The organism is Derxia lacustris (assembly GCF_002105195.1).
Taxonomy (GTDB): Bacteria; Pseudomonadota; Gammaproteobacteria; order Burkholderiales; family Burkholderiaceae_E; genus Derxia; species Derxia lacustris.
Window position 1 is genome coordinate 23,372 of the sequence record NZ_MUHU01000020.1, and the last position, 22,656, is coordinate 46,027.

The window sequence follows — 22,656 nt, forward strand, 5'->3', positions numbered from 1 at the left end:
CGTTTCCGGAGTCGTCCCATGCATCGCCCCGCCCTTGCGCTCGCCGCGCTGTCCGTCCTGTTTGCGCCTATTGCACGCGCCGCCGATCTGCCCGCGCAGGCCGGCTCACCCGATGCGGCGCTGGCCTACTGGACGCCCGAGCGCTTCAAGGCCGCCAGGCCGCGCCCGATGCCGCAACCGCTGCGCGCCAATGTCGTCACCGGCGACGCCAGCGCGACCGCCGCCTCGGGCGGCCTGTCGCAGGCGGCGGCCGGCCATGCGCCCGCGCCCGGCCTCAAGCCCATCCACGAACCGCTGTTCGACGCCAGGACGCCGGCGCTGCGCCCGGCCGCCGAGACCGAGCCGGTCACGCCCAGCCCGCAGGACGTGGGCTCGGCCAAGGCGCCGTACAGCACCCGCACCGCCGACAGCAGCGGCGCCGGCGACATCGAGCAGTACTACCCGTGGAGCACGGTCGGCAAGCTCTACTACAGCCACGGCGGTCAGAACTGGATCTGCTCGGCCGCCGTCATCAAGCCGCGCATCGTCGTCACCGCCGGCCATTGCCTGCACGAGGGCGACGGCAGCCAGGGCGGCTGGCACAGCAACGTGGTGTTCGTGCCCGCCTATGACGGCTCGAACAGCTTCGTCACCGCGCCCTGGGGCCGCTGGAGCGCGGCCCTGTTCTGGGTCTCGCCCGCCTGGTTCAACGGCGGTGGCGGCGTGCCCAACAAGGCCGACCTCGGCGTGATCGAATTGCAGGATCGCGCCCTGTCGCCGTTCGGCAGCGCCCAGCGCATCGGCGACGTGACCGGCTGGCTCGGCTACCGCACGCTCGGGCTGACCAACAACCACACCACCAAGCTCGGCTATCCGTCCAACTTCGCCGGCGGCGAAAAGATGATCGAGTCGGCCAGCGGCTGGCACAACGCCGCCTTCCCCAACAACGCCGAATACGGCGGCGACCTGGGCGGCGGCGCCAGCGGCGGGCCGTGGATCGAGAACTTCGCGGTCACCACGCCGGCCGAGGGCGGCGCGCTGGCGGGCGGCGCCAATCAGCTGGTGGGCATCACGTCCTACAAGTCGGTCGACGGCGCCCGGCGCATCAACGGCGCCTCCATCCTCGATTCGAGCTTCACCGCGCTGCTCAACACCGCCTGCAAGCACAAGGCCAGAAACTGCTGAACCGCAAGTAACAAGCAGCCCTGTCGCACTGCACAAAAACACCGGTCTGCGGCCGATAAGCCCGCTTATTCGGGCTTTGGCCCAGCCTAAAGATCCGTAACTTGCGTCCTCAGTCGCCGGGTCGATCCGATCGCCGAAGTTCAACTTCAATTGCGTTCGGGCCGATCCAATCCCGCAAGTTGCGACCTTGCCTTTCGCCGGATTGCGAAAACCATGAACACCATTTCCCTGGATGTTCTGAGCCCCAGCGCTCAGACCGCCGAGCCGCTTGAGCTCGTCCAACTGGCCCGTCAGGCCGTCCTCGAACAGTTCTCGTCCTTCCAGATGGCGCCCGAAGTCGTGCGTCTCGCGCTCAGCGACATCGCCGAAAGCCATCTGCTGCGCGATGCCCGCGCGCTGGTCGCCAACCAGGAAGACAGCATCCTGCGCGGCACCGCGCTGGGCCAGTACACCCTCGCCTGCAAGCTCGCGCGCCGCCTGTTCCGCTTCATCGAGGAACGCCAGCACAGCACCGTGCGGCGCCAGCTGCTGCGCGTGATGGGCGCGCGCTTCGCCTACGACGTGGGCCTGCGCGAAGACTGAACGCCGCGCGCGGGCGGCCGGCACCACGCCCGGCCGCCCGCGCAGCGCAAGGCGCCCGTCCCGGCGCGCCCTGCCGCTCCGCGCTACTGCGCCGCGCTCGCCACCACCGGCAGCACCGGCACGCCCACGCCGCCGAGCGCCTTGTAGATCGCCACCACGCCGGTATTCACCTCGGCCTCGCCGCGCGCCAGCGCGTCCTCGGCCGCGAGCTGGCCGCGTTGCGCCTCCAGCAGCGTGAGGAAGTCGGTGCCGCCTTCCTTGTAGCGGACCTGGGCCAGCTCGGCCGCGCGCCGCGCCGCCGCCACCTGCTCGCCGACGGTGCGCAGCGCCTGCTGCTGGCGGGCGTAACCGGCCAGCGCGTTCTCGGTGTCTTCCAGCGCCAGCAGCACGCTGCGTTCGTACTCGGCCAGCGCCACGTCGGCGTTGGACTTGCTCGCGCGCAGCCGCGCCCGCGTCGTGCCCAGATCGAGCGCCGACCAGCTCAGGCTCGGCCCGATTTCCCAGGCGCGCGCATCGCGGCCGCCGCCGCTGCGGAACAGCGAGCCCAGATCGCCCGACAGAAAGCCGACGAAGCCGCTGAAGCTCAGACGCGGAAACAGGTCGGCCGTGGCGACGCCCACGCGGGCGGTCGCGGCGGCGAGCCGGCGTTCGGCCGCGCGCACGTCGGGGCGCCGGCGCAGCAGCTCGGCCGCATCGCCGATGGGCAGGGCGCGCGCATAGGCCGGCGTGGCGACCGGCGCCAGTTCGGCATCGAGCGCGCCCGGCCGTTCACCGAGCAGCACGGCGATGCGATAGGCCGCGCGCCGCGTCGCACTGTCGAGCTGCGGCAGCGTGGCTTCGGTCTCCTTGTAGCGGGCGCGCGCCTGCTGGGCGTCGAGTTCGCCGCCACGGCCGAGTTCGCGCCGCACCTCGGTCAGCCGCAGCACCTCGGCCTGATTGGCCAGATTGCGCCGCGCCACGTCCAGCCGCGCCTGGGCGCCGCGCAGCTCGAAGTAGTTGCGCGCCACTTCGGCGGCCACGCTCACCTGGGCGTCGCGCAGCGTGGCCTGGGCCACTTCCACCTCGGCGCCGGCGGCTTCGGCGGCGCGCTGCACGCGGCCGAACAGGTCGATTTCCCAGCTCGCATCGAAGCCGACCTTGTAGCTCTCGATGTCGACCCGGCGCGTGCCAAAGCCCGGGAACTGCTCGCGCGTGTGGCGGTAGTTGGTGGTCAGCGGCACATGCGGCAGCTTGTCCAGCTCGGCCTCGGTGAAGGCGGCGCGCGCCTGCTGCACCCGATCCACGGCGATGCGCAGATCGAGATTGGCGCCGAGCGCCCGGTCGACCAGCCGGCCCAGCACCGGATCGTCGAACTGGCGCCACCAGGCCGACTCGGGCTCGGCGCTGAGGTAGAGCGGATCGGTCGTCGCCGTCGCCGGCGCATTGGCCGCCGCCGTCAGCGGCGAAGCCTCGGTGCCGGTCGCATTGACCAGCGTGGCGACCGGCGTGGCCGGCGTCTTGTAGTCGGGCCCGACCGCGCAGGCGGCGAGCGCCGCCGACATGGCGACCAGCAGCAGCCCGTTCACCCGCCGGCGACCGGCGGGCCGCGTCGCTTCAAACCCGTATTCGAGGTTCATCTTCATCTCAATGGCTCCCGGCATCGGTGGCCACCGGCGGCAGGCCGGCCGGCGCATCGGTGCGCGCGCGACGCGAGGTCAGCTTGCGCACCACCAGATAGAACACGGGCGTGAGCAGCAGCCCGAAGAAGGTCACGCCAAGCATCCCGGAGAACACCGCCACGCCCATCGCATGGCGCATTTCCGCGCCCGCGCCGGTGCTCGTGACCAGCGGCACCACGCCCATGATGAAAGCGAACGAGGTCATCAGGATCGGGCGCAGCCGCAGCCGGCAGGCGTCGAGGATTGCCTGCTTGAGCGACTCGCCCTGGGCCTCGCGGTCGCGCGCGAACTCGACGATCAGGATCGCGTTCTTGCACGCCAAGCCCACCAGAACGATCAGCCCGATCTGCGTGAAGATGTTGTTGTCGCCGTGCGCGATGTTGACGCCGGCAATCGCCGACAGCAGGCACATCGGCACGATCAGGATCACCACCACCGGCAGCGACAGGCTTTCGTACTGGGCAGCGAGCACCAGGAACACCAGCAGCACCACCAGCGGGAACACGTACAGGCTGGTGTCGCCGGCCAGGATCTGCTGATAGGTCAGCTCGGTCCATTCAAAGCTCATGCCGTTCGGCAGCTCGCGCTTGGCCAGGGCTTCCATCGCCGCCTCGGCCTGACCGCTGCTGAAGCCCGGCGCCGGGCCGCCGTTGATCTCGGCGGTGGCATAGCCGTTGTAGTGCATCACGCGGTCGGGGCCGGAGGTGGGCTGCATCTGCACGAAGGCGGCGAGCGGAATCATCTCGCCACGGTCGTTGCGGGTCTTGAGCTTGAGGATGTCCTCGGGCTCCAGCCGGAAGCCTTGCTCCGCCTGCGCATTGACCTGATAGGTGCGGCCGAAACGGTTGAAGTCGTTCACGTAGAGCGAGCCCAGATAGATCTGGAGCGTGTCGAACACGTCGCCCAGCGCCACGCCCGAGGTCTTGGCCTTGTCGCGGTCGATGTCGGCATAGAGCTGCGGCACGCTGACCTGAAAGCTCGACAGCATCGGGCCGAGTCCGGGCGTCTGCATGCCCTTCATCACGAGGTTCTGCGTCTGCTTGAACAGCTCCTCGAAGCCGAGATTCGAGCGGTCCTCGATCTGGATGCGGAAGCCGCCGATCGTGCCCAGCCCCATCACCGGCGGCGGCGGGAAGATCGCCATGAAGGCGTCCTGGATCGAGCCGAACTGCTGGTTGAGCGCGCCGGCGATGGCGCCTGCCGACAGCTCGGGCGTGGTGCGCTCCTCGAAGGCATCGAGCGTGACGAACACGATCCCGGAGTTGGGGCTGTTGGTGAAGCCGTTGATCGACAACCCCGGGAAGGCGACCGCGCTGGCCACGCCCGGCTGCTTGAGCGCGATGTCGCTCATGCGCCGGATCACGTCCTCGGTGCGGTCGATGGTGGCGGCGTCGGGCAGCTGCGCAAAGGCCACGAGGTACTGCTTGTCCTGGCCCGGCACGAAGCCGGTCGGCGTGCGCGCAAAGCCGAAGAACGTGAGCGCGACGAGGCCGCCGTAGACCAGCATCACCACCGCGCTCATGCGCATCAGCCGGCCCACGCCGCCCACATAGCCGTTGGCCGACTTGAGGAAGAAGCGGTTGAACGGCCGGAAGAACCAGCCGAGCCCGGCGTTCATCAGCCGCGTGAGCCGATCCGGCGCGGCGCCATGCGCGGGCAGCAGCAGCGCCGACAGCGCCGGCGACAGCGTGAGCGAGTTGAAGGCCGAGATCACCGTGCTGATCGCAATCGTCAGCGCGAACTGGCGATAGAACTGCCCGGTCAGGCCGCTGATGAAGGCGGTCGGGATGAACACCGCGCACAGCACCAGCGCCGTCGCGACGATGGGCCCGGTCACTTCCTTCATCGCCTGCCGAGTCGCGTCCATGGGGCTCAGGCCGGCCTCGATGTTCCGCTCGACGTTCTCGACCACCACGATGGCGTCATCCACCACGATGCCGATGGCCAGCACCAGGCCAAACAGGCTCAGCGCATTGAGCGAGAAGCCGAACATGTGCATGACCGCGAAGGTGCCGACCAGCGACACCGGCACCGCGATCAGCGGAATCACCGACGCGCGCCAGGTTTGCAGGAACACGATCACCACGATGACCACCAGCACGATGGCTTCGAGCAGCGTGTGGATCACCGCCTCGATCGAGCCGCGCACGAACACCGTCGGGTCGTAGACGATGGAATAGTCCACGCCCTCGGGGAAGTCCTTCTTCAGCTCTTCCATCTTGGCGCGCACGCGGGTCGAGATGTCGATGGCATTGCTGCCCGGGCGCTGGAAGATCGGGATCGCCACCGCCGGCTTGTTGTCGAGCAGCGAGCGCAGCGCATAGCTGTCGGCGCCCAGCTCCACGCGGGCCACATCGCGCAGCCGCGTGATCTGCCCGGCCTCGCCGGTCTTGAGGATGATGTTGCCGAACTCTTCTTCCGTCGTGAGGCGGCCCTTGGCGTTGACCGCGAGCTGGAAGTCGGCGGTGCCGGGCGCGGGCGGCGCGCCGAGGCTACCGGCCACCACCTGCACGTTCTGCTCGCGGATCGCGCGCACCACGTCGCTGGCGGTCATGTCGCGGCTCGCGACCTTGTTCGGATCGAGCCAGACGCGCATCGAATAGTTGCCGGCGCCGAAAAGCTGCACATCGCCGACACCTTCAAGCCGCGCGAGTTCGTCCTTGACCCGCAGCACGCCGTAGTTGCTCAGGTAGAGCATGTCGTAGCGGTTGTCGGGCGACAGCAGGTGAACCACCATCGTCAGGTCGGGCGACGACTTGTTGGTCGTGACACCGAGCCGCTGCACTTCCTGCGGCAGCTTGGGCAGCGCCTGACTCACGCGGTTCTGCACCAGCACCTGCGCCTTGTCGATGTCGGTGCCGAGCGCGAAGGTGATGGTCAGCGTCATCGTGCCGTCGGTCGTGGCCTGGGACGACTGGTAGAGCATCCCTTCCACGCCGTTGATCTGCTGCTCCAGCGGGCTGGCGACGGTCTCGCCGATGGTCTGCGGATTGGCGCCCGGGTACTGGGCGCGCACCACCACCGTCGGCGGCACCACGTCGGGATATTCGCTGACCGGCAGCAGCGGCAGCGAGATCAGGCCGGCGATCAGGATCAGCGCCGACAGCACGGCGGCAAAGATCGGCCGCGAGATGAAGAACTGGGAAAGTTTCATGGCTGGGTTCCCGCTCAGTTGGCGCGCGCGGCAAGGCGAACGCTGTCGCCGCCCTTGCTTGCGCTCGGGCCGGCGTCGCGGCTGGCTTCGGCCGCCGCCTTCAGGCCATCGACCGGCGTGCCGGTCACCTGCGCCACGCTGCGGCCGTCGGTCTTCATCGCGACCTTGGTCGGCACCACCTTGGCGCCGGGCCGCACGCGTTGCAGGCCGTTGACGACGATGGTTTCGCCGGGCGCGAGGCCGCTCTTGACCACGCGCAGGCCGTCGACCGCCGCGCCGAGGGTGACGGCGCGGTAGTCGACCGTGTCGCCGTCCTTGAGCACGAAGACGAACTTGCGGCCGAGGTCGGTGCCGACCGCGCGGTCTTCGATCAGCACGGTGTCGCGCGACTCGTTGCCGACCAGCCGGATGCGCGCGAACAGCCCGGGCGTGAAGGCGCCGCCAGCGTTGTCGAACACCGCGCGGCCGCGGATGGTGCCGGTGCGCGGATCGACCCGGTTGTCGATGAAGTCGATCTTGCCTTCGTGCGGATAGCCGTCTTCGCTGACCAGCCCCATCTGCACGCGGAATTCGCCGTGCTTGGCGAGGCCGGCGTAGCGCAGATAGGTGTGCTCGTCGGCATCGAAATAGGCGTAGACGCGGTCGTCGGCCACCACGGTGGTGAGCAGGCTGTCGGGCGTGACCAGGTTGCCGGCGGTGATCGCGGCGCGCGAGATGCGGCCGTCGATGGGCGAGCGCACTTCGCTGAATTCGAGGTTGAGCTTCGCGGCGTCGAGCGCAGCGGTCGCGGCGGCGACGGCGCTGGCGGCGGTCGCGCGGTCGGTGGCAAGCCGGTCGGCTTCTTCCTTGGCGATGGCGTTCTGCGCCAGCAGGCGCTCGGCGCGCTCATGGTTGCTGGTGGCGAGCGCCAGTTGGGCGGCGGCGCGGTCGCGCTCGGCGCTCAGGCGCGCCACCTCGGCGCGAAACGGCCGCGCATCGATGGCGTAGAGCAACTGGCCCTTCTTCACGCGCGCGCCGTCGGCAAACGCCACGCGGTCGATGAAACCGCCGACGCGCGGATGGATGTCGACCGTGCTCACGGCATCGAGCCGGCCGGTGAATTCATCCCAGTCGTTGAGCGACTTGTGCGCCACCTCGGCCACCGTGACCGGCATGGCCTGCGGCAGCGCCGGCGGCGCCTCGGCCTGACTCGAACCGCAGCCCGGCAGCAGGGTGACGGCGCCGGCGGCGCCAAGCGTGAGCGCGGACGACAGCAGCGCGCGGACAGTGAGCTTCTTGATGGCCATGTGAGTTTTCCTGGAAATCCCTGAGCAGCTGATGCAGGCCGACTTGTCCGCTTGACGCGGTTTCGGAAGTTGGCGGATGCTGGCTTCAATGACGTTACCGATCGGTAACGTCCTGACCGAACGTTAGTTACCGGTCAGTCACATGTCAACAGGAGAATGGGCCGTGAGCAGCAAGCCCGTCGGTGCAGTCGAGTCGCAGTGCAGCAGCACGCCGGACAGCGCCGAGCCGAACAAATGCAAGCCCACGCGGGTGCGCGACCGCATCTTTTCGAGTGCGCGCGAACTGTTTTCGCGCCACGGCTTGCGCGGCGTCGGCGTCGATGCAATCGCCTGCGACGCCGGCACCAACAAGATGAGTTTCTACAGAAACTTCGCGTCCAAGGACGAATTGGTCGCCGAATGCCTGCGCGAATCGGAGCGCGAATTCTGGCAATGGTGGGATGAATTGACCGGCCCGTTCGAGGGCCAGCCGAGAAAGCAGATCGAAACCCTGTTCGACGCCTTCGTCACGAAAGTCTGCAATGACGAAGACCGCACGCGTGGTTGTGCGCTGGCAAATGCGATCGTCGAAATTCCGGATGTCGATCATCCGGGCCGCATTGTCACGGTGGAATTCAAGGCGCGAATCCGCGCCCGCTTCGTGCAATGGACGCGCGAATTGCGCGCGCGCGATCCCGAGGTATTGGCCGACAGCCTGTTTCTGCTGATGGACGGCAGCTATCTGTCGCGGCTGGCCTTCGGCGACAGCGGCCCGATCCGACATGCGGGCCATGCAGCGCGCGCGCTGATGGACCAGCATTGCGCTGGCCGCGATTGCACCGGCTGATTAGGCCGCGCGGCGCTTGCAGGCATTGGCCAATTCGGCATCCATCGTCATCAGATGGGTGTGCAGCCAGGCCGGCAATACCTCATCCACATAGCCGCGCACGAATGCGGTTCGGCCTTTGACGGCGCGGGCGCGCATCTGATCCATTTCGCCGAGCACGCGGGCGTGATCGCCTTCGTGCTCCTTGCGCGACGACAGACTGGTTTCGGTCATCAATTCGGTTTCGCGCGCGAAATGCGCCTGCGTATGCGCATAAAGCGCTTCCATCGCTGCGCCGAGTTCGGCATCGGCGGCCGATTGGGCGCGCGCCAGCAATTCGACGAATCCGTGGTGAATCGAATCCATTTCGGCTTGGCCGAGGGCGTGGCTGTCCTGCCAGGTGATGGGCGTGGTCATGGCGGTCTCGTGAGGGAAAGGGCGGCGCAAAGGATAGAGGCGCGCCGCCCGGCGCTCAGTTGGCCGCCACCAGCCAGGGCATGAGCGCGTCGAAATTGAGCGAGCCGAGCCCGGTCGGAAAGTCGTAGCCGGCGCGGGCGATGCAGCCGGTGCTGCATGTGCCGTTGGCGCCGGTCTTCACGTCCGCGAACACGCTCGCGTAGTTGCCGGCCACGGCGGCGACCGCGCCGTAGAGCGTGGCGTGCGGCTTGCCGAGCGTGGCCTTGCCGGCCAGTTGGCGCAGCGCATTGGCGGCCGCGAAATGGCCGGCCACGGCCGGCGCGCCGGCGCTGGTGCCGCCCATCGACAGCCAGCTCGCCGCGCTGGCGCCGCTGGCGGTGAAGGCGGTGAACACGCCGCTGTACGGATCGGCGTTGAAGGCCACATCGGCATCGACGCGGCGGTTGCCGGTGGGCATCGACGGCAGGCCGGCGAGGCCTTGATAGGCCGGCCGCGCCACCACGGTCGAGGCGGCGCCGCCGGCTGACGCCCAGGCCTTTTCAGTGCGCGTGCCGCTGCCGGTCCAGCCGAGCGTGGTGCCGCCGACCGCCAGTACCGAGGCCGAGATCGCCGGCCAGTTGGCCTGCGTGCCGCTGTCGCCGGTCGAGGCGACATAGGTCATGCCGGCGGTCGAGAACAGCGCGCCGTCGTAGCCGCTCATCCAGCCGCCCTCGCCGGCGCCAAAACTCATGCTGACCACGCCGCGGCCGAGCGCATTGGCGAGCCTGATGGCGCCGGCCAGCTCGACGGTGCTGGCGCTGACCGCCTCGATCAGCACGATGCGCGCGAGTGGCGCCAGCGCATGCGCCCATTGCACGTCGAGCGCGGCTTCCTGGGCCCAGCCGGCGCTGTAGCCGGGCACGGCCGGGTTCACGCCGCCGGCGGCGGTGGCGGTCAGGCGCACGAAGCTGCATCCAGCGGCAGCGCTGGCGGCAAGCAGCGGCGGCTTGAAGCCGGCGGCAAGCGCCGTGGTCGGGCAGGCGGGCAGGCCGAAGCGCGCGTTGAAGGCGGCGAGATCGGCTTCGAGCTTGGGTGCGCGGTAGGCGCCGATCACGTAGATGGTCTGGCCGGCGCCGAGCGCGGCGCGGTCGGCCGCCGCCAGCTTGGCGATCTGGGCCGCCGCCGGCACGACGGGCAGCCGGTAGGCGGCACGGATCTGCGCCGGCGTGTAGGTGACGGCGCCGGTGCTGCTGGCGGCGGCGCTGGCGCGCGGCGGCAGCGCCGCGACCTGGGCGCGCGCCGACTCGAGCGTGAGCCCGCGCGTCTCGATGGCGCCGGCGCCGGCCGGCAGCGTGACCGGCGTGCCGGCGCCGGCGGCCGAAGCGCCCGAGCCGTCGGCATCGGACTCGGGCGGCTCGACCGTGACCGGCAGCATGGCGAACACCGGCGTGGCGACCGGCTCGACGGCGGCGGCGCTGGCGGCGGTCGCGCTCGATTCCGGCGCCTGCGATCCGCCGCCGCAGGCGCCGAGCGCGAGCGTTGCGACACCGGCGACCAGCGCGCGGCGCGCGGCGGCGCCGGATTGCTTGCGGCTTTGCATGAGTGCTCTCCTGGCTGTTCGCGCCGGACTCTGGCGAGGCCGTCTTGACGCCTTGTTGCGCTGGCGCGGATCGGAGGAACTACGGCACGCCGGGCGCATTTCGTAGCGCCGGCGAGACGGGCGGCGGAATCAGCGCGCGCCGTCCTGCCAGCGGAAGGCCAGCGTCGCGAAGCGGCCTTCGGCATCGATGGCGGCGAGCCGGTGCGGGCCGGGCTCGGCCACGGCGATGGACACGGTCTGCGCGGCTGGCGCGCTGGCCACCACCCGGTCGTCGAGCAGCCAGACCACGCTGGCGCGGGCGCCGACGGCGCGCAGCGCGAGCACGGCGGCGGTCTTGCCCGGCGCCGGGCGCAAGGTGGCGCCGGGATCGAGGCCTTCGATGTGCAGCGTGCGCTGCGGCGCATCGGGCCGGCAGCCATCGGCCCAGGGCCAGGCGGCCTCGGGCGCGCGGCGTTCGGGCGCGAGCCAGGGGTCGAGCAGCGTGGGCCAGCGCGGGATGTCGATGCGTTCGGGCGCGGCGGGCGTGGCGGCGGCGACGGCAGAAGACGCGAGCGCGGCGGCGTTGGCGTGCGTGGCGCCGTCCGCGCCGCCGCGCAGGCAGTCGGGCCGCAGCCGGCGCTGGTGGGCGCGGTCGATCCACAGCGTCTCGGTCCAGCCGCCGCTGCGCAGCCGGTCGGGCAGCGTGGGCGGCGTGGCGCCGTCGAGCGTCCAGGCGCGGCGGCGCTCGCGGCACAGCGCGGGCTCGGTCTGGCTCGCGGCGAGTCCGCCGGGCCAGCAGATGTCGGCCGCGACCACGCCGGGCGGCGCGCCGCGCTGGACGAGCGCGCCGGGCGGTGCCGAGCCGGGCAGTGCGGAGCCAGGCGCAGTGGTCCGGGCCGGATCGGGCGCGGCACCCCGAGCCGCATCGGCAGCGCTCGCGGCGGCGGCGGCGGCGTCCGGCCCGGCACCGACCGCGCGCGGCAGCGCCAGCATCAGATCGCGCACCAGCGGCGCCGAGGTGTTGGCGCCGAAATGCCCGGGATTGGGCGTGCCGTCGGGCCGGCCAACCCACACTCCCACCGTGTACGCATCCGTCACCGCCACCGCCCAGGCATCGCGGAAGCCGAAGCTCGTGCCCGTCTTCCACGCGATGCCGGCGGTGTCGAGGTTGAACGGCCGGTCGGGCTTGCCGCCGTTCTCCAGGATCTCGCGCACGATGAAGGCGGCGCCGGGGCTCATCAGCCGGGTTTCCACGACCGGCGCGTCGGGCACGAAGCGGGGACGTCCGGCAATGCCGCCGCGCGCGAACGCGGTGTAGGCGCCGACCAGTTCCTCCAGCGTGGTGCCGCCGCCGCCGAGGATGAGGCTGAGATTGGGCTCGGCGCCGCCCGGCATGCGCAGCCGCAGACCGGCGTTGCGCAACGTGCCGGCAAAGCGCGCCGGCCCGAGCCGGTCGAGCAGATCGACCGCCGGCACGTTGAGCGAGCGTTGCAGCGCCTCGCTGACGCTGACCGGCCCGCTGAACGCCGCCTGGAAATTGCCCGGCGCATAGCCGCCGAAATCCTGCGGCGCGTCGATCAGCAGGCTCTCGGAATGGATCAGCCCCTCGTCGAGCGCAAGCGCATACAGGAAGGGCTTGAGCGTGGAGCCGGGCGAGCGCACGGCGCGGACCATGTCGACATGCGCGGCGCGGCTGGCGTCGCCGAAATCGGCCGAGCCGGCATAGCCGCGCACCGCGAGCGTGGCGTTCTCGACCACCAGCGCGGCGATGGACACATGCGCCGGCAGGCTGCCGAGGCGGTCGAGCAGCAGTTGCTCAAGGTGGCGCTGGATGCCGGCGTCGAGCGTGGTGCGCAGCACTTCGCGGCCGCTGGCGTCGCGCTCGGTGGTGGCGCGCGCGGCGCTGCCGGCCGGCGCGGCGGCGCCCGCTGCATCCCGCGCTGCACTCTGAGCCGCGCCGCGTGCCGCGCCGGCCGGGCGCGCTTGCTGGCGCAGCCGCTCGGCCGCCAGCGGCGCAAGCCAGTGCGCGCGGATCGGCTGGGCAATGATGGTTTCGATGCGCGCGTCGGCGACCGTGGCCGCATCCCAGGCGCCGCTGGCCTGCATGCGCGCGAGCAGCTTGTCGCGCGCGGCGCGGGCGGCGGCCGGTGCGCGGTCGGGTCGCAGCCGCGACGGCGCCTGCGGCAGCACCGCCAGCAGCGCGGCCTCGCCGGCGCTCAGCTCGCGCGCCGGCTTGCCGAGGTAGGCGCGGCTCGCCATCTCCACGCCCTCGACCATGCCGCCCATCGGCGCGCGGTTCAGGTACAGCTCAAGAATCTCGCGCTTGCCGAGGCGCGCCTCGATCTGCATCGCGCGCACGGCCTGCCTCAGCTTGGTGGCGAGCGAACGGCGCGCACCCGGCGCCGGCGGCTCCAGCAGCCGCGCGACCTGCATCGTGAGCGTCGAGCCGCCCGACACGACGCGGCCGTTGCGCGCCCATTGCCAGCCGGCGCGCGCGAGCGCCAGCGGATTGACGCCCGGGTGCTGCCAGAACGCACGGTCCTCATAGCCGACCAGCGCCTGCACATAGAGCGGCGACACCGCGTCGAGCCGGACCGGCACGCGCCACACGCCGTCGCGGCTGGGGTAAGTGCGCAGCGGCGTGCCGTCGGCGGCCAGCACCACCAGCGCGCCATCGGCACCGGCGCGCGGCAGCGGCGGCGGAAAGACGCGGTCGAGCAGCAGCACGGCGGCGCAGATGCCGGCGGCAATCGCAGCGGTGATGCGGCGCGCGCGGCGGTCGAGCGCGCGCCGCGCGGCCTGCTCGGCGCGGGCGGTCGACGCCGGGTCGGCCACGCCGTCCACGCCAGCCGCCCCGCCCGAGCCGTCCGCGCCGCCGCCCTCCTCCGCGCTCACTTGCGAACCGGATCGACCACCGTGATGTCGGCCTCGGCCTTGCCGATGCCGCGCAGCGCCGGCCGGTACATGTCCTCGGCAAAGCTCGGCGGCACGCCGTAGCGGCCGGGCGTCACCACCCGCACCACGTAGTACAGATCGACCGGATTGCCGTCGAGGTTGAGCGCCGCCACAAAGCGGTCGTCGCGGAACTCCACATGCCTGATGCGCGGATTGGCCATCGCGCCGGCCAGCGCCACGCCGTCCACCGTGTAGGCGCCGGCGCCCTGCCCGTCGACGAGGTTGAGGTTCTCGATCTCCACGCCGGCCGGGATGCGGTCCACCACCAGCCCCTGCGCGATCGGCTGCTTCGCCGTCGCGCGCACCCGCACCAGATAGACCTCGCCGGTGCGCAGCTCGCGCGTGCTCAGGCGCTTGCCGTCCACCGTCCACCAGCTGCGGTCCAGCTCGATGCGCGGATCGGCGATGACCGGCGGCTTGACCGGGAAGCCCTCGGTCGCCACTTCAACCCACAGCGCCGCGCTGCCCGTGTTGGTCACGGCGATGCCGCGCTTGAGCGTGTCGCCGGTCCAGCCGCGTTGCAGGCTGCCGCGCGTGCTCACGGCCTCCTTGGCGCCGCCGGCGTCGATGTCGAGCTTGAGCTCGGCGCCCTTGGCATCGGCCGGGCCGGAGCCGGCGCCGCGCGCGGCCAGGAACAGCGCTGCCTGCTCCTGCGTGGAGTGGTAGTTGCCCCAGCCGCGCTCGCGCCGCTCGTCGAAGGCGTTGACCAGCTCGGCCAGCATTTCGCCGCTGCGCGCGGGCGCGGCGTTGTGGCGCAGCAGCAGCGCCAGCGCCAGCGCGGTATCGCGTTCGCGCGAGCCGTATTGCGTCAGCCAGTCGTCCCACCAGCCGCTGGCCGAGGGCACGAGGCCGTAGGGCCGCGCAAAGGCGTCGTCGAGCGCGACCTTGGCGCGCGCCTCGTCGCCCATCAGCCGCAGCGCGATGCCGAGCTGCACCAGCGGCAGCGGCGAGCGCGCATTGCCGCGGAACTCGTCATGCAGCCGGCGCAGCGTGGACAGCGGCGCGCGCGCCTCGCGCGCCAGCACATAGCCCTGGTAGGCGGCGGCGTCGAAGCGCGCATGCGCGTTGCGCAGCAGCTCGCGGTCGTTCCAGTTGGGCCGGCCCTTGTCGTCGGGCTTGATACCGGCCGGCAGCGTGAGCTGGCGCCCCGGCTGCTGCTGGAACTCGGCCAGCAGGTTGTCGAGCGAGCTTTTCAGCATCGCCTCGGGCGGCAGGAAACCGGCCTCGCGCGCATCGAGCAGGAAGGCGGTGGCATAGGCGCTGAGCCAGTCTTCATACGGGCTCGACGCGCTCCACAGGCCAAAGCCGCCGCGCGACTGCTGCATGCCGGCCAGCCGCGAGAAGGCCGAATCGAGCCGCTTGCGGCGTTCCTCGGGCGCGGCCGGCGTCAGGCCCCAGAGCAGCGCGGTCGGCTCGTCGATGTAGACGTTGGGATAGGCCGAACTCACGGTCTGCTCCAGGCAGCCGTAGGGGTAGCGCAGCAGGCCGCGCACCGCCGAGCGCACGTCGATCGGCGGGCGGTCCGACGCGCTCAGGCCGACGGTCGCCGAGCCGAGCCACAGGCCGTCGAGCGCGCTGGCGTCGAGCTTGACCGTGGCGCCCGGTTCGATGCGCAGCCGCTTCACGTCGCGTTGCAGCGGCGTGGCCGGACGCACTTCGAGCGCGGCCTCGCGCTTGAGCGAAACGGCGCCGGCCGTGAGCGCGAGCCGCAGCGGCGCGATGCCGGCCGCGTCGCTCGCCTCGACGCTGAAGCGCAGCGTCTGGCGTTCCTTGTCCGCGAGCTTGACCGTGCGTTCGCCGCCGGCAATCCGCAGCGGGCTGTCGGCCGTGAGCTTGAGCGCCACGTCCTGCGGCGCGCCCGTCATGTTGGTCACGTCGAGCGCGATGCTGGCCTGATCGCCGGGCGAGATGAAGCGCGGCATGGCCAGCTCGGCCACGATGGGCGCGGCCACGGTCATGTCGGCCTGGGCGCTGCCGAAGCGGTCGGCGCCGCTCGCCACCACCATCAGCCGCAGCGTGCCGTTGAAGTCGGGCAGATCGAGCGGCACCGTGGCCTGCCCGTTGGCATCGACGGCCACCGGGCCGCTGAACAGATCGACCAGCTTCACCTTCTGCGGCGGGCTTTTGGTGTCGCGCATGCCGCTGTCGCCGCCAAAGCGCTGCTTGGCCAGATTGCCGTCGAGCTTCTCGATGAGCTTGCCGTAGAAGTCGAGCAGGTCGGCGTCGTAGCGGTGCTTGCCAAAGAAGAAGTCGAACGGGTCGGGGGTTGCGTAGCGGGTGATGTCGAGGATGCCGGTATCGACCGCCGACACGGTGACGATCACCGGTTTGCCGGCGCTGGTGGCGGGCGCGGCGTAGGGCTTGCCGTCGGCGCCGGTGAGCTTGACCTTGAGGTTCACGCGCGTCTCGGGCACGACCTTAGCCGGCGCTTCGAGCGCCACCTTCAGCCGGCGGTCCTCGCGCGCGATGGGCAGATAGGCCACGCCGACGGCGCGCGCCGGCGTCACTTTGTCGCCCTCGGAGCCGGGGCGGAAGGCGACGACCGTCAGATAGAGGTCATGCCGGTTCCAGTCGGCGCCGATGGGCAGCTCGACCTTGGTGCCGCTGCTGCGCAGACGCAGCCGGCTGCTCCAGAGCACGCGGTCGCCCTCGACCGTGACGAGCGCTTCGCCGTCATGCGGCGGCGTGAGCGTGACGCTGGCCTTGGCGCCATTGGCATAGGGCGCGCCTTCGAGCTTGATCTGCACGCGGTCGGGCCGGTTGCCGGCTTCTTCCGCGTCCTGCGCGCCCCAGCCGGAATAGAAGGCGTAGCGCGCGGTCTGGCCGCTGTCGCGGTCGGCGATCTCCAGCCGGTAGCGGCCGTAGACGACCGGCAGCGCGAGCTTGATGCGCTCCTTGCCGGCCACGAGGCTGCGCGTCTCGACGATTTCATCGCTGTCGTCATAGCCCGATTGCCAGCCGCCCTGGTCGCTGTGGCGCCAGTACCAGCGCCGCTCCTCGCGCACCAGCTTCACGTCGAGCTTGCCGCCGGGCGCGGGCTTGGCGTCGCGGCCGACGCGGATGACCTCGAACTCGGCCAGCCCGCCTTCGGCCGCCACGTCGCGGTCGAACAGCGGGCGGATGCCGACCAGCGCCTCGGCCGGCCACCAGTCGCGCTCGATCGAGCGCACGACCGGGCGGCCGCCGGTTTCCAGCAGGCTGAAGCTCGCGCGCACCAGCAGCGGCGAGGTACGGCCGTCGGTGTCGAAGGGCACGGTCACATCGGCATGGCCGGCGCCGTCGAGTGCCGCCTCGCTCAGATCGGCGCGCTTGCGGGCGCTGTCGTCGGCAAAGTCGCCGAACACGAAGCCCGGCCATTGCTGCGGCAGCGCGAACTTGTGCCGCTCGACGTAGACGCTGCCGAGCAGCCGGTTGCCCGAGGCCGGCGCGCCGTAGCGGTAATCGCCCTGCACCGCCACGCTGAAGCTGTCCGCGCCGCCGAGCACGCCGGCCGGCGCCTGCAAGTCGAGCTTGAGCCGCTCGGGCAGGAACTCCTCGACCTGGAAGCTCCATTGCGCATCGGGCAGCTTGGCGCCCGGATCGGTGCGGGCTTCGAGCGTCCAGCGGCCGGTGGCTGCATCGGGCGGCAGCGCGATGCGCTGGCGGTAGTAGCCGGTGCCGAGCTGCACCGAGGTGACGGCATTGGCGGCCGGCGGTGCGCTGGCTTCGGCCGGCCTGGCCGGCGCGGCGGCGCCCGGCACCGTGGCGATGCGCGCCGTCGCCGGCCGCAGCAGCGTCTCGCTCACCTTCTCGCCGTCGGGCCGCTTGAGCCGCAGCATGACCGGCGTCGCCGCATCGACCGCGCGGCCGTCCATGTCGCGCGCCAGCACCGACACGTCGAAGCCTTCGCCCGGCCGATACAGATCCCGCCCGGCATAGACAAACAGCTTGCTGGCGCGCGGCAGATGGCCGTTCACGTCGAATTCGGACAGGTCGAGCGCCGGATCGCGCAGCGCCAGCAGCGAATGCTCATCGCCGCGCTTGGCCAGCAGCACCGTGGCCTGATCGGCATTGCCGGTGAATTCGGCATGGCCCTGGCTGTCGGTGCTGGCGCGCGCCAGCGTCTTGCCGGCGGCGTCGAGCAGCTGCACTTCCACGCCCTTGATCGCCTCGCCGCGCTTGAGCGAGGTGGCGAACACATCGGTCTGGGCCGCATGCCGGCGCGCATGCAGGCCGATGTCGGTCACGTAGAAATAGCTCACCTGGTATTCGCCGGCGAAGCTGCCCGGCGCGTTCATCACGGCCAGATAAATGCCCGGCTCGCGCAATTCCTTGATGCGCTCGACCGGCAGAAAGCTGACGTTGCGGCGGTTGGCGCGCGCGTCGGTGCTGAAGCGGCCGAGGTAGACGCTCTGCGCCAGTTCCTTCAGCTCGTCGAGCTCGTAGTACGAGGTCTGGCCGCGCCAGCGGTTGGGGCGCTGGTAGCTGTAGCCGTCGTAGCCCTCCTCGGCGTCGGCGGTATCGGCGTCGTTTTCCTGCGCGCGCCGGCCCGCGACCATGTCGAAGAAGCGCGGCAACTGCGCCGGCGCGATGCGCAGGAACTGCACATCCACTTCGGGCGTGTTGATGGTGACGACCGGCAGCCCGCCGCTCTCGCCGGCCGGCAGCACGATGCCGCGGCTGGCGAAATAGAACGACGCCGGCATGGCCTCGCTGCGCGCCGCGCATTCGGCCGCGTTGCCGAGCTTGTCGCCGCCGCGCGCCGCGAGCGCGCCGTCGAGCTTGACGGTGTAGTCGTGATCGGGCGTGGCGAACGGCAGCCAGAGCACGCGCGGGTTGTCGCCGAGCACCCAGCGCGGCGCCACGTCCTGACCGTTGTCGCTCGCATGCAGCAGCTTGCCGAAGTCCTGCTTCGGGTCGAGCGGCCGGGTGAAGTCGAGCGCGATGGCCGGCGTGCCGTCGAGCAGGCGCGGCTTGCAGCCGGCCAGCTCGAACGGTGCGGCGGCGCCGATCTCGGCGCTGGAGCCGGCCTTGTCGCCGCCGCAGCCGGCCAGACCCGCCAGCATTGCAAGCGCGCCCAGCGCGCGGGTGGACCATCGTTTCGCGATTGCGAAGCTCATTGCGCTCTCCTGTGCAGGCGGGCGCGAGTCTAGCGATGCCGGCTGGAGCCGTCATGCCGCGTGGCTATAATCCGCGCCTCGCATAACGCCTTGATTCATCGAAAAAACTTGGAGTTCGCATGATTTCTGTCGCCTACGCGCAGACCGCCGGCGCGCCGGCCGGCCCCGAAGCGCTGCTGTTCCAGTTCGGGCCGTTTGTTCTCATCTTCGCGGTCATGTACTTCCTCATGATCCGGCCGCAGATGAAGCGCCAGAAGGAAATGAAGGCGATGCTCGATGCGCTGCAAAAGGGCGATGAAGTCATCACCGTCGGCGGCGTGCTCGGCAAGGTCAGCAAGGTCACCGACCACTACCTCACGGTCGAAGTGGCCAGCATCAAGGAAGGCCCGATCGAGCTGCTGGTGCAACGCCAGGCAGTGCAGTCCGTTCTCCCCAAGGGCACGATCAAGAGCCTATGAACCGCTACCCGCTCTGGAAGTACCTGCTGATCGCCTTCGCGCTGCTGTTCGGCCTGCTGTATTCGGTGCCGAACTTCTTCGGGCAGAGCCCGGCGGTGCAGGTATCGAGCGGGAAAGCCACCGTCAAGGTCGAGCCCGCGCTGCTCGACCGCACGACCCAGCTGCTGGGCGACGCCGGCCTCAAGGCCGACGCCGCCGTGTTCGAGGCCACGCAGACCGGCGGCACGCTGCGTCTGCGCTTCCACGACACCGACACCCAGCTCAAGGCCAAGGACGCGCTGCAGAAGGCGCTCGCGCCCGACGTCGACAACGCCGATTACGTCATCGCGCTCAATCTGGCGACCGACACGCCGCTGTGGATGCAGTCGATCCGCGCGATGCCGATGTATCTCGGCCTCGATCTGCGCGGCGGCGTCCACTTTCTGATGCAGGTCGACACGGCCGCCGCGCTCGGCAAGAAGCTCGACGCGCTGCAATCCGATCTGCGGCTGCAATTGCGCGACAAGAACATCCGCCATGCCGGCATCAGCCGCGCCGGCAATGTGGTGAGCATCGCCTTCAATGCCGACGACCAGCGCCAGCGCGCGCGCGACCTGCTCGCCGACAATTTCCGCGACTTCACCGTGACCCAGTCGGGCGAAGGCAGCGACCTCAAGCTGAGCGCCACGCTCGGCGACAAGGCGCTGATCGCCGCCAAGGACGCGGCCGTCAAGCAGAACATGACCACGCTGCACAACCGCGTGAACGAGCTCGGCGTGAGCGAGCCCGTGGTGCAGCAGCAGGGCGCCGACCGCATCGTGGTCGAGCTGCCCGGCGTGCAGGACGTGGCCCAGGCCAAGAAGATTCTCGGCCGCACCGCCACGCTCGAAGTGCGCATGGTCGACGACTCGCCCGAAGCCACGCAGGCGCTCGCCGCCGGCAGCGTGCCCTTCGGCCTCGAGCGCTATGTCGAACGCGGCGGCCGCGCGCTGCTGCTGCGCAAGGACGTGGTCCTGACCGGCGACAACCTGCAGGACGCGCAGGCCGGCTTCGATTCGCAGAAGCAGGTGCCGGCCGTGCATCTGGCGCTCGACGGCAAGGGCTCGGCGATCTTCCGCACCGTCACGCGCGACAGCATCGGCAAGCGCATGGCCATCGTGCTGATCGAGAAGGGCCGCGGCGAAGTCATCACCGCGCCGGTCATCCAGAGCGAAATCTCCGGCGGCCGGGTGCAGATCAGCGGCTCGATGACGACGCAGGAATCGGCCGAACTGGCGCTGCTGCTGCGCTCGGGCTCGCTCGCCGCGCCGATGGAAATCGTGGAAGAACGCACCATCGGCCCGAGTCTCGGCGCCGACAACATCGCCAAGGGCTTCCATTCGGTGCTGTGGGGTTTCGTGGCGATCGCCGTGTTCATGGCCATCTACTACGCGGCCTTCGGCGTGTTCTCGGTGGTGGCGCTGGTCTGCAACCTGATGCTGCTGGTGGCGCTGCTGTCGCTGATGCAGGCCACGCTCACCCTGCCCGGCATCGCGGCCATCGCGCTCACGCTCGGCATGGCCATCGACGCCAACGTGCTCATCAACGAACGCATCCGCGAGGAGCTGCGCGCGGGCCTCGCGCCGCAGCAGGCCATCAAGGCCGGCTACGAGCACGCCTGGGCCACCATCCTCGACTCCAACGTCACCACGCTGATTGCGGGCGTGGCGCTGCTGGTGTTCGGCTCGGGCCCGATCCGCGGCTTTGCGGTGGTGCACTGCCTCGGCATCCTCACCTCGATGTTCTCGGCCATTCTCGTGAGCCGCGCGCTCGTCAACCTGGTCTATGGCCGCCAGCGCAAGCTGCAAAAGGTGGCGATCGGGACGGTCTGGAAATCCGGCGCCTCGGCTTGAGCCGCCACTAGAGAAACAGGCAAATGGAATTCTTCCGAATCCGGCGCGACATCCCGTTCATGCGCCACGCGATCGTGTTCAACGCGATCAGCGCCCTCACCTTCGTGCTCGCGGTGGTCTTCATCGCGATCCGGGGCTTCCACTTTTCCATCGAGTTCACCGGCGGCACGCTGATGGAAGTGAACTATGCGCAGGCCGCCGACGTGGCCAGCGTGCGCGGTCTGGTCGAGGCCCAGGGCTATGCCGATGCCCAGGTGCAGGCCTTCGGCACGCCGAGCGATGTGCTGATCCGCCTGCCGCTGCGCAAGGGCGAGAGCAGCGCCCAGCAGAGCGACGAGCTGCTCAGCGTGCTCAAGGCCGATCCGGCCGGCGCCGGGCTCGAACTGCGTCGCGTGGAATTCGTCGGCCCGCAGGTCGGCGAGGAGCTGTTCGAGAACGGCGCGATGGCGCTGCTGGTAGTCGTCATCGGGATCATGGTCTACCTCGCGCTGCGCTTCGAATGGAAGTTCGCGGTCGCGGCCATCGTCGCCAACCTGCACGACGTGGTCATCATTCTTGGCTTCTTCGCGCTGTTCCAGTGGGAGTTCTCGCTGTCGGTGCTGGCGGCGGTGCTGGCCATCCTCGGCTACTCGGTCAACGAGTCGGTCATCATCGCCGACCGGATCCGCGAGAACTTCCGGAAGATGCGCAAGGCCAGCGTGGACGAGGTGATCGACAACGCCATCACGTCCACCATCAGCCGCACGATCATCACGCACAGCCTCACGCAGGTGATGGTGCTGACCATGCTGATCTTTGGCGGCCCGACGCTGCACTACTTCGCGGTGGCGCTGACCATCGGCATCTGCTTCGGCATCTACTCGTCGGTGCTGGTGATGGCGCCGCTCACGCGCTGGCTCGGCGTGTCGCGCGAGGATCTGGTCAAGCCGGTCCGCAAGGACGACGGCAACACGGTCGAGCCCTGATGAAGCTGCGCGTCTGGGATCTGCCGACCCGGGTCTTCCACTGGAGCTTTGCGGCGGCGGTCACGGCGGCCATCGTCAGCGCCAAGGTCGAGGCCTTCGACTGGCATTTCCGCTTCGGCTATGCGGCGCTGGCGCTGCTGGCGTTCCGGCTGGTCTGGGGCGTGGTCGGGCCGCGTTATGCGCGCTTCGCCGGTTTTGTGGCGGCGCCGGCGCGGGCGCTGGCCTATCTGCGCGGCGCGCCGCATGACGCGCCCGGGCACAACCCGCTCGGCGCCTGGTCGGTGCTGGCGCTGCTGGTAATCGTGGGCGTGCAGGCGGTCACGGGCCTGTTCACCAGCGACGATGTGATGGCCTCGGGTCCGCTGATCGACACGGTGGCGAGCGGCACGGCCGATCTGCTCGGCCGGCTGCATCGCTTCAATGCCACGACGGTCTACGCCATCGTGGCGCTGCATGTCGGCGCGGTGGTCTTCTACGCCCGCGTCAAGCGCAAGCCGCTGGTGCCGGCGATGCTCACCGGCGATGCCGAGGTCGCCATGGCCGCGCCGCCGGCGCGCGACGATGCGCTGGTGCGCCTCGGCGCGCTGGCGCTACTCGCGGCCTGCTCGGCCGGCGTGTGGTGGCTGGCGACGCTGCTGCCGGCCAGCGCCGGCTGACGCGCCCCGCCGCCTTCAAGCAAAAAAG

The 22,656-nt window shown here is 70.4% G+C and carries 14 protein-coding genes; 7 read left to right on the forward strand and 7 right to left on the reverse strand.

Annotated features, from left to right (window positions below; genetic code table 11):
• Positions 1 to 18: 18 nt before the first annotated feature.
• Both B9P64_RS15295 and B9P64_RS15300 read left to right on the forward strand, forming a co-directional pair.
• Complete coding sequence (locus B9P64_RS15295; RefSeq protein ID WP_085316951.1) at positions 19 to 1,164, forward strand: trypsin-like serine peptidase; 1,146 nt, start codon at positions 19 to 21, stop codon at positions 1,162 to 1,164.
• A 213-nt stretch (positions 1,165 to 1,377) separates the two neighbouring features.
• Positions 1,378 to 1,746 (forward strand): hypothetical protein, encoded by a 369-nt coding sequence (locus B9P64_RS15300; RefSeq protein ID WP_085316952.1) that lies wholly within the window; start codon positions 1,378 to 1,380, stop codon positions 1,744 to 1,746.
• Positions 1,747 to 1,829: 83 nt separating this feature from the next.
• Here B9P64_RS15300 and B9P64_RS15305 read toward each other — a convergent pair whose 3' ends face one another.
• From B9P64_RS15305 to B9P64_RS15315, 3 genes are read right to left on the reverse strand one after another with little or no spacing between them, the layout of a single operon-like run.
• Positions 1,830 to 3,362 (reverse strand): efflux transporter outer membrane subunit, encoded by a 1,533-nt coding sequence (locus B9P64_RS15305; RefSeq protein WP_085316992.1) that lies wholly within the window; start codon positions 3,360 to 3,362, stop codon positions 1,830 to 1,832.
• A gap of 7 nt (positions 3,363 to 3,369) precedes the next feature.
• Positions 3,370 to 6,558 carry an efflux RND transporter permease subunit gene (locus tag B9P64_RS15310; protein ID WP_085316953.1) on the reverse strand — a complete coding sequence of 1,063 codons (3,189 nt, stop codon included), beginning with the start codon at positions 6,556 to 6,558 and terminating at the stop codon, positions 3,370 to 3,372.
• Between the two features lie 14 nt (positions 6,559 to 6,572).
• Complete coding sequence (locus B9P64_RS15315; protein ID WP_085316954.1) at positions 6,573 to 7,844, reverse strand: efflux RND transporter periplasmic adaptor subunit; 1,272 nt, start codon at positions 7,842 to 7,844, stop codon at positions 6,573 to 6,575.
• 163 nt (positions 7,845 to 8,007) lie between these two features.
• Here B9P64_RS15315 and B9P64_RS15320 point away from each other — a divergent pair, with 163 nt between their 5' ends.
• Positions 8,008 to 8,670, forward strand: a complete 663-nt coding sequence (locus tag B9P64_RS15320; protein ID WP_217808697.1) for a TetR/AcrR family transcriptional regulator — start codon at positions 8,008 to 8,010, stop codon at positions 8,668 to 8,670.
• Here the strand turns inward: B9P64_RS15320 and B9P64_RS15325 are convergent, their stop codons facing one another.
• The 4 genes from B9P64_RS15325 to B9P64_RS15340 all read right to left on the reverse strand — a co-directional run bounded on the left by B9P64_RS15325 (position 8,671) and on the right by B9P64_RS15340 (position 18,678).
• On the reverse strand, positions 8,671 to 9,066 hold the full coding sequence (locus B9P64_RS15325) for a bacteriohemerythrin (protein ID WP_085316956.1): 396 nt from the start codon (positions 9,064 to 9,066) through the stop codon (positions 8,671 to 8,673).
• A 55-nt stretch (positions 9,067 to 9,121) separates the two neighbouring features.
• Positions 9,122 to 10,645, reverse strand: a complete 1,524-nt coding sequence (locus B9P64_RS15330) for a S53 family peptidase (RefSeq protein ID WP_085316957.1) — start codon at positions 10,643 to 10,645, stop codon at positions 9,122 to 9,124.
• Between the two features lie 129 nt (positions 10,646 to 10,774).
• The gene (locus B9P64_RS15335; protein ID WP_085316993.1) at positions 10,775 to 13,459 is read right to left on the reverse strand and encodes a penicillin-binding protein 1C; all 2,685 of its coding nucleotides are present in this window, start codon (positions 13,457 to 13,459) and stop codon (positions 10,775 to 10,777) included.
• Positions 13,460 to 13,515: 56 nt separating this feature from the next.
• Positions 13,516 to 18,678, reverse strand: a complete 5,163-nt coding sequence (locus B9P64_RS15340; protein WP_085316958.1) for an alpha-2-macroglobulin family protein — start codon at positions 18,676 to 18,678, stop codon at positions 13,516 to 13,518.
• 119 nt (positions 18,679 to 18,797) lie between these two features.
• On the opposite strand from B9P64_RS15340, the gene yajC reads away from it, so the two are divergent.
• From yajC to B9P64_RS15360, 4 genes are read left to right on the forward strand one after another with little or no spacing between them, the layout of a single operon-like run.
• Positions 18,798 to 19,136 (forward strand): preprotein translocase subunit YajC, encoded by a 339-nt coding sequence (gene yajC / locus B9P64_RS15345; protein WP_085316959.1) that lies wholly within the window; start codon positions 18,798 to 18,800, stop codon positions 19,134 to 19,136.
• A complete protein-coding gene (gene secD, locus B9P64_RS15350) occupies positions 19,133 to 21,007 on the forward strand; it encodes a protein translocase subunit SecD (RefSeq protein WP_085316960.1) in 1,875 nt (624 codons plus the stop codon). The genes yajC and secD overlap by 4 nt, the downstream gene beginning before the upstream one ends.
• Before the next feature lie 23 nt (positions 21,008 to 21,030).
• On the forward strand, positions 21,031 to 21,972 hold the full coding sequence (gene secF / locus B9P64_RS15355) for a protein translocase subunit SecF (RefSeq protein WP_085316961.1): 942 nt from the start codon (positions 21,031 to 21,033) through the stop codon (positions 21,970 to 21,972).
• Positions 21,972 to 22,628: a cytochrome b/b6 domain-containing protein gene (locus B9P64_RS15360; protein WP_085316962.1), complete on the forward strand. Its 657-nt coding sequence runs from the start codon at positions 21,972 to 21,974 to the stop codon at positions 22,626 to 22,628. The genes secF and B9P64_RS15360 overlap by 1 nt, the downstream gene beginning before the upstream one ends.
• Positions 22,629 to 22,656 lie beyond the last annotated feature (28 nt).